Here is a 7,350-nt window from a genome sequence, read left to right as displayed (position 1 = left end):
ACTGTGGTTCAGTACATTAATTAAACATACTTTAATCGAAATATTAATAATCTTAAAACCCAAAATATTTAAAATGCACAACGGGTATATCTTTATTAATTCCATGATAACTTGAATATTGTTTATTTAAATCAATTTTATTGTATTCATCGAACAAAATCACTAATTCTTCTTTATCATATTCATCTTTAATATAAAAATTATCTACATTAAGCCTATTATCAACTTCATATGGATAATTTATCTTCAGATTTTTTATATTAATTGATACTTCATCATAAATTTCGCTTAACTCAATTAATTTTAATTGAATTAGATTATATCTGATTTCTTCAATTGAGAACAAATCTCTCAAAAAACGACTTTTTCCAGAATTATTAGGTCCGATAAAAATGTTAATTTTAGAAAGATTATTCAAATTATTTTCCTCGCATTCTGTTTGATATTGTTTTGTTACATCAGTTTTAAGCTGTAAAGATTTAAACATAAAATTTCCTAATAGATTTCTACTAAAATACAATATTCTGTATACTTAATAAATTTCATTCTAAATTTTAAAATAATTTCAATTTTTTCAAACGTGTGTTTTTCAAAATAAATAATCTTTTTATAGCTTTATAACTATTTAATTAACACATGAGTCACGGAAAACTAAGAGAAGATCATAATTGCCAAAATTGTGGACATTACGTAGAAGAACATTATTGCAAACATTGCGGACAAGAAAATGTAGAAACACGTCAACCGTTTCACTTTTTATTTACTCACTTTATCGAAGATTTTGTTCATTACGATGGAAGTTTTTGGCAAACAATCAAAAAACTATTTTTGAAACCTGGAGTTTTAACCAAAGAATATTTGAGTGGTAAACGAAATAGTTCTGTTAATCCTGTTAAAATGTACATTTTTGTCAGTTTTGTAACGTTTTTCCTTATTTCTATATTTCCTTCTCATAAAACTGAATATAATGATAGTTCCAATGAACCTATATCAATAGAAAATACTGAAAAAATTCAAAAAGCACTTAATGCTACAATAGACACTTTACAGAACAAAGGATTGACAACTGTCGAGCAAAGTGCAAAAATAAAATCTGAAGTTGAAAAAAATAAAAATGCAAACTCTTTAGAAGATTTGAACGAGGAATCTATTGAAAACTTGCAATCTAAAGTAAAAAATAACGTTCCAATATTATCTCCCTTTATTGAAAAATACCAAGAGTTGAGAAAAAGAAAGGTTTCTGACGATCAATTAGGAGAAGCTATTGTTGAGAAATCTTTGCATGTCATTCCGAAAGTTTTGTTTGTATACATGCCTTTGTTTGCTTTCTTCTTATGGATTTTTTACAACAAAAAGAAATGGTGGTATTTTGATCACGGAATTTTTACACTGCATTATTTTACGGTAATTCTTTTATCAATTTTGGTAATTTTTCTTTTGAATAAACTTTCAAATTATATTGATAGTAATGCTGTATCAGCCATAATAGCTTTGATTAATACATTGATTGTTTTATATATTATTGTTTACTTTTTCCTTGCGTTGAAAAAACTCTATAACCAAGGATTTATCATTACAACAATTAAAGGTGCTATACTTTTAGGAATTAATACGTTTATTTTCTCAATAATTGTTATTGGAATTATTGTGTATTCATTTCTTCATGTTTAATCAAGATTATTAGGCAATCACGTATGATGTGTTCCTGAAACAAGTTCAGGATAACTTAAGTTGAACTCGTTTCAGCTTCGCATTAAATTTAGATTCCTTCTTTTGTCGGAATGACAAATTCAAAAAAATAACATAAAAAAAGCCTCGCAAATGCGAGGCTTTCTAACTTCTAATATCTAGATTCTAATTTCTATTTATTACGGTATTCATTCCAAGTTTTGATTTTTAAATCATCCATCGATAATTTTGTAAATGCATTAATGAAAGCCGAAGCTAAACGTGCATTTGTTACCAACGGAATATTGAAATCTACAGCTGTACGACGAATTTGATAATCGTTGTCTAATTCCGCTTTTGTTAAGTTTTTCGGAATGTTGATCACCATATCAATTTTCTTGTCATGTAAATAAGACATTACATTTGGCTCTTTTTTATCAGAAGGCCAGTAAACAAGCGTAGAATACACATCATTTTCTGTAAAAAATTTGTGCGTTCCTTCTGTTGCATAAATTTTGTAACCTTTTGCGATTAATTGTTTCGCAGGCTCTAATAAAGCAACTTTAGAAGCAATTGGTCCACCAGAAATTAAAACGGTTTTCTCAGGAATTTCATATCCAACAGATAACATTGATTTTAATAAAGCTTCTTCTGCTGTATCACCGATACACCCTACTTCTCCTGTCGAAGACATGTCAACTGATAAAACTGGGTCAGCTCCTGCTAAACGTGTAAATGAGAACTGAGAAGCTTTCACTCCTACATAATCTAAATCGTAAACGACTTCTGAATGTCCTTTTTCTACTTCTAATCCTAATAAAACTTTTGTTGCTTTTTCGATTAAATTATTTCCTGCAACTTTCGATACGAATGGAAACGAACGAGAAGCACGAATATTAGTTTCGATAACACGAACTGTATTATTTTTTGATAAAAACTGAATGTTCATTGGTCCAGAAATTTCGAAACGTTTTGCAATTTTCGCTGCAACTTTACGCATTTGACGAATTGTTTCGATGTACACTTTTTGTGGTGGATAATACATTGTTGCATCTCCTGAGTGAACTCCCGCAAATTCTACGTGTTCAGAAACTGCGTAATCTACAATTTCTCCATTTTGACAAACTGCATCCAACTCAATTTCTTTTGCTCCTTGTACGAATTCTGAAACTACAACTGGATAATCAGGAGAAACTTCTTTCGCTAATTTCAAGAAAGCATCTAGCTCATGTGTATTCGAAACTACGTTCATCGCAGCTCCAGATAAGACATAAGAAGGACGAATTAACACTGGGAAATTAACTTCTTCCACAAATTTGTGAATCGCTTCTAAAGAAGAAAGCTCTTTCCAACGTGGTTGATCGATTCCTAATTCATCTAATATTTCTGAGAATTTGTGACGATTTTCTGCATCATCAATTCTTAAAGGAGAAGTTCCTAAAATATTAATTGATTGATCGTACAATTTCATCGCTAAGTTATTCGGAATTTGACCTCCTGTCGAAATAATTGTTCCTTTAGGTTGTTCAAAATCTAAAATATCCATTACACGTTCAAAAGACAATTCTTCGAAGTATAAACGATCTGACTCATCATAATCTGTCGAAACCGTTTCTGGATTATAGTTGATGATAATTGTTTTGTAACCATTTTTTGATGCTGTATGCGCTGCATTTACAGAACACCAGTCAAACTCTACAGACGAACCAATACGATAAACTCCAGATCCTAAAATACAAACTGCTTTCTCAGTTTCTGGCTCCAAATCATTTTCAGTTCCGTGATAGGTTACATATAAATAATTTGTTTGTGCTGGGAATTCTGCTGCTAACGTATCAATTTGTTTTACAACAGGTTTAATTCCGAAGTTTTTACGTAATTCACGAACTGTTAATTCGTTTCTGTGTACGTTTTGATCTCCTTTTACTAAAACTGCAATTTGTTGATCCGAGAATCCTAATAATTTTGCACGTTTTACTAAATCTGCTTCAACTTGTTCAAATCTTTCTAATGCTTCAAATTCTTTTGATACATTAAAAATTCTTTCTAAACGTTGTAAAAACCATAAATCGATTTTTGTTAAATCGTGAATTTTTTCAATCGAATATCCCGCTTTGAAAGCTTCAGTAATCGCGTATAAACGCTCGTCATTTGGCTCAGCTAACCATGTATCCAACGATTCACCTTCTGGAATTTTGAATCCATTTGCTACGAAACCTCTATGTCCAATATCTAACATACGAACTCCTTTCTGAATTGCTTCTTCAAAAGAACGTCCAACTGCCATTACTTCTCCAACAGATTTCATTGCAGAACCAATGTTACGACGAACTCCGTAAAATTTATTTAAATCCCAACGAGGCAATTTCACTACACAGTAATCCAACGCTGGCTCGAACATCGCAGATGTCGTTTGCGTTACACTATTTTTTAACTCATCTAAAGAATAACCTAAAGCTAATTTAGCAGCCACGAAAGCTAAAGGATAACCTGTTGCTTTTGACGCCAAAGCTGACGAACGAGATAAGCGAGCGTTAACTTCGATTACACGATATTCTTCTGAAACAGTATCGAAAGCATATTGAATGTTACATTCTCCAACTACACCAAGATGGCGAATTGTGCGAATGGCAACTTCACGTAATTTATGATATTCTGAATTTGATAAAGTTTGAGAAGGTGCAATAACGATTGACTCTCCAGTATGAACTCCAATCGGATCGAAGTTCTCCATGTTACAAACTGTGATACAGTTATCGTAAGAATCACGAACTACTTCGTACTCAATTTCTTTCCATCCTTTTAATGACTCTTCCACTAAAACTTGAGAAGAATAATTGAATGCTTTTTCAACTAAATCTAATAATTCTTCTTCGTTATTTGCGAAACCAGAACCTAAACCTCCTAAAGCGTACGCCGCACGAATGATTAATGGGAAACCGATGCGTTTACCAGCTGCCATTGCGTCTTCTACAGTTTCTACTGCTTCTGAACGAGCAGTTAAAACACCAATTTGGTCTAATTTTTCGATGAAAATATCACGATCTTCCGTTGCTTCAATTACTGGAATTTGAGTTCCTAAAACCTCAACACCATATTTCTCGAATATATTTTCTTTATTTAATTCAACCGCACAGTTTAAAGCTGTTTGTCCTCCAAAGGCAACTAAAACTCCGTCTGGTTTTTCTTTTTTAATGACTTCTTCCACAAAGTAAGGCGTTACAGGTAAGAAGTAAACTTCGTCTGCAATTCCTTCAGAAGTTTGAACAGTTGCAATATTTGGATTAATTAAAACTGTTTTAATTCCTTCTTCTTTTAACGCTTTTAACGCTTGCGAACCAGAATAATCAAACTCACCAGCTTGACCAATTTTTAATGCTCCTGATCCTAATACTAATACTTTTTTAATATCTTTTTTTAACATCGTGATTCTGATTATGCGTTAGCGTTTTTATATTTTTTTACTTCTTCGATGAACTCATCAAATAAATATTCTGTATCAACTGGTCCTCCCATTGCTTCTGGGTGGAATTGAACTGTAAAAATTGGTTTTGATTCGTGACGAATTCCTTCACATGTTCCATCATTTAAGTTCGTAAAGAATGTTTTAAATCCTTCTGGTAATTTCGAATCATCTACTGCGAAACCGTGGTTTTGAGATGTAATGAAACATCTTTTTGTTCCTACTAATTGTACAGGTTGATTGTGCGAACGGTGTCCGTATTTTAATTTAAAAGTAGATGCACCAGCTGCTAAACTTACCAATTGATTTCCTAAACAAATTCCGAAAATTGGTTTATCTCCTTTCAAAGATTCTTTGATATTATTAATTGTAGGAATACATAAAGCTGGATCACCTGGTCCATTCGAGATAAATAATCCATCATATTCTAATGTTGAATAATCATAATCCCAAGGAACTCGAATTACCTCAACATCACGATTTACAAAACAACGGATGATGTTATTTTTCACTCCACAATCAATCAAAACAATTTTGATATCAGCACCTTCGTTGTAACGAATTACTTCTTTACAAGAAACTTGATCTACTAAATTATCTTCGTTTGGATCGTAATATGCAACATCTGTATCAGCAACAATTTTTCCTAAAGTAGAACCTTGCTCACGTAATTTTTTTGTAATCATACGTGTATCAACTCCATAAATACCAGGAATATTTTGACTTTCTAACCAAGTTCCTAATTTTTGAATAGCGTTCCAATGCGAATAATCATCAGCATAATAAGAAACAACCAATCCAGTTACTTGAATTTGGTTCGATTCCATCCAAGCTTCAATTTCATTAATCATTGCTTTATCATCAGGAACACCGTAGTTACCGATCATTGGAGCTGTCATCACCATAATCTGCCCTTTGTAAGAAGGGTCAGTCAAACTTTCATTATATCCAACCAAAGCTGTGTTGAATACTACTTCTCCTGCGGCAGAAGTATACGCACCGAAAGATTTTCCTTCGATTTCTAATCCGTCTTGGAATACTAATTTTACTGTCTTATCCATTGATGATAATGTTAATTTCAGTTTCTAAAGCTGATATGAATTTATCTATGTATTGTTTTGTTACTGTTAAAGGTGGCAATAAACGAATAACGTTTGTACCTGCGTAGCCTACAAAAATATTGTGTTTTGTAACTAAGTTGTTTTTTAATTCGCCGATTGGGAAATCAAACTCGATACCAATCATTGATCCTCGACCACGAACTTCTTTAATTTTTGGAAATTTATTTAATTGGATTCCAACATATTCTCCAATTTCTTTTGCATTTTCGATTAAGTTTTCTTGCTCAATCACATCTAAAACGGCCACAGCAGCAGCACAAGCTAAATGATTTCCTCCGAAAGTTGTTCCTAATAATCCGTAAGAAGCTTTAAATTCTGGAGAGATTAAAACTCCTCCGATTGGAAATCCATTCCCCATTCCTTTTGCCATCGTAATCAAATCTGCTTTGATACCAGAATGTTGATGTGCAAAGAATTTCCCTGAGCGTCCGTAACCACATTGAATTTCATCTGCAATTAAAACCACTCCATTTTCTGTACAAACTTTTCTTAATTCTTGTACAAACTCGTCAGAAGGTAAAATGATTCCTCCAACTCCTTGAATTGGTTCGTAAATTACCGCTGCAACATCTCCTCCAGCAATTACTTCTTTCACTTCATCAATGTTATATTCTACGAAAGATACTTTGTGATGAGAATTAAATGGAGCTACAATTTTTGGATTATCTGTTAGCGCAACTGTTCCTGAAGTTCGTCCATGAAACGCATCTTTGAACGCAATTACACGGTCTTTTCCTGTGTGAAAAGAGGCTAGTTTTACTGCATTTTCATTAGCTTCTGCTCCAGAGTTAATCAAGAATAAAGTATAATCTTCGTAACCTGATGCTTTACCTAATTTTTCTGCCAATTCTTGTTGAATCGGAATATTTACTGAGTTTGAATAAAACCCGATATTATTAATTTGTTCTGTTAATTTCTCAACATAATATGGATGCGAGTGACCGATAGAAATCACTGCGTGACCTCCATAAAGGTCCAAATATTCTTTTCCGTTTTCGTCCCAAAGAATACAATCTTTAGCTTTAACCGGAGTTACATTCATTAATGGATATACGTCAAATAGTTTCATTTAATAAGTTTTAAGTGATGAGTTTTGAG

The 7,350-nt window shown here is 32.5% G+C and carries 5 protein-coding genes; 1 reads left to right on the top strand and 4 read right to left on the bottom strand.

Annotation, left to right across the window (positions count from 1 at the left end; translation table 11 throughout):
* Positions 1-52: 52 nt before the first annotated feature.
* Entirely contained in the window at positions 53-487 is a 435-nt protein-coding gene (locus tag B4J88_RS12765; RefSeq protein WP_291067787.1) for a hypothetical protein, read from the bottom strand.
* A 149-nt stretch (positions 488-636) separates the two neighbouring features.
* Between B4J88_RS12765 and B4J88_RS12760 the strand changes: the two genes are divergently transcribed.
* The gene (locus tag B4J88_RS12760; protein WP_221854620.1) at positions 637-1,671 is read left to right on the top strand and encodes a DUF3667 domain-containing protein; all 1,035 of its coding nucleotides are present in this window, start codon (positions 637-639) and stop codon (positions 1,669-1,671) included.
* Positions 1,672-1,861: 190 nt separating this feature from the next.
* Here B4J88_RS12760 and carB read toward each other — a convergent pair whose 3' ends face one another.
* Genes carB through B4J88_RS12745 form a run of 3 tightly spaced genes read right to left on the bottom strand, consistent with a single transcriptional unit; the run spans position 1,862 to position 7,321 of the window.
* The gene (carB, locus tag B4J88_RS12755) at positions 1,862-5,092 is read right to left on the bottom strand and encodes a carbamoyl-phosphate synthase (glutamine-hydrolyzing) large subunit (protein WP_219034921.1); all 3,231 of its coding nucleotides are present in this window, start codon (positions 5,090-5,092) and stop codon (positions 1,862-1,864) included.
* An 11-nt stretch (positions 5,093-5,103) separates the two neighbouring features.
* Positions 5,104-6,192 (bottom strand): glutamine-hydrolyzing carbamoyl-phosphate synthase small subunit, encoded by a 1,089-nt coding sequence (gene carA / locus B4J88_RS12750; protein ID WP_219034922.1) that lies wholly within the window; start codon positions 6,190-6,192, stop codon positions 5,104-5,106.
* The gene (locus B4J88_RS12745; RefSeq protein ID WP_280050113.1) at positions 6,185-7,321 is read right to left on the bottom strand and encodes an aspartate aminotransferase family protein; all 1,137 of its coding nucleotides are present in this window, start codon (positions 7,319-7,321) and stop codon (positions 6,185-6,187) included. Before B4J88_RS12745 ends, carA begins: the two co-directional genes overlap by 8 nt.
* Positions 7,322-7,350: the final 29 nt, after the last annotated feature.

It is taken from the genome of Empedobacter sp. UBA5036 (assembly GCF_002415215.1).
GTDB classification, from domain to species: domain Bacteria; phylum Bacteroidota; class Bacteroidia; order Flavobacteriales; family Weeksellaceae; genus Empedobacter; species Empedobacter falsenii_B.
The sequence above is the reverse complement of the archived record's forward strand: the minus strand, read 5'-3'. Positions and strand labels throughout refer to the sequence as shown.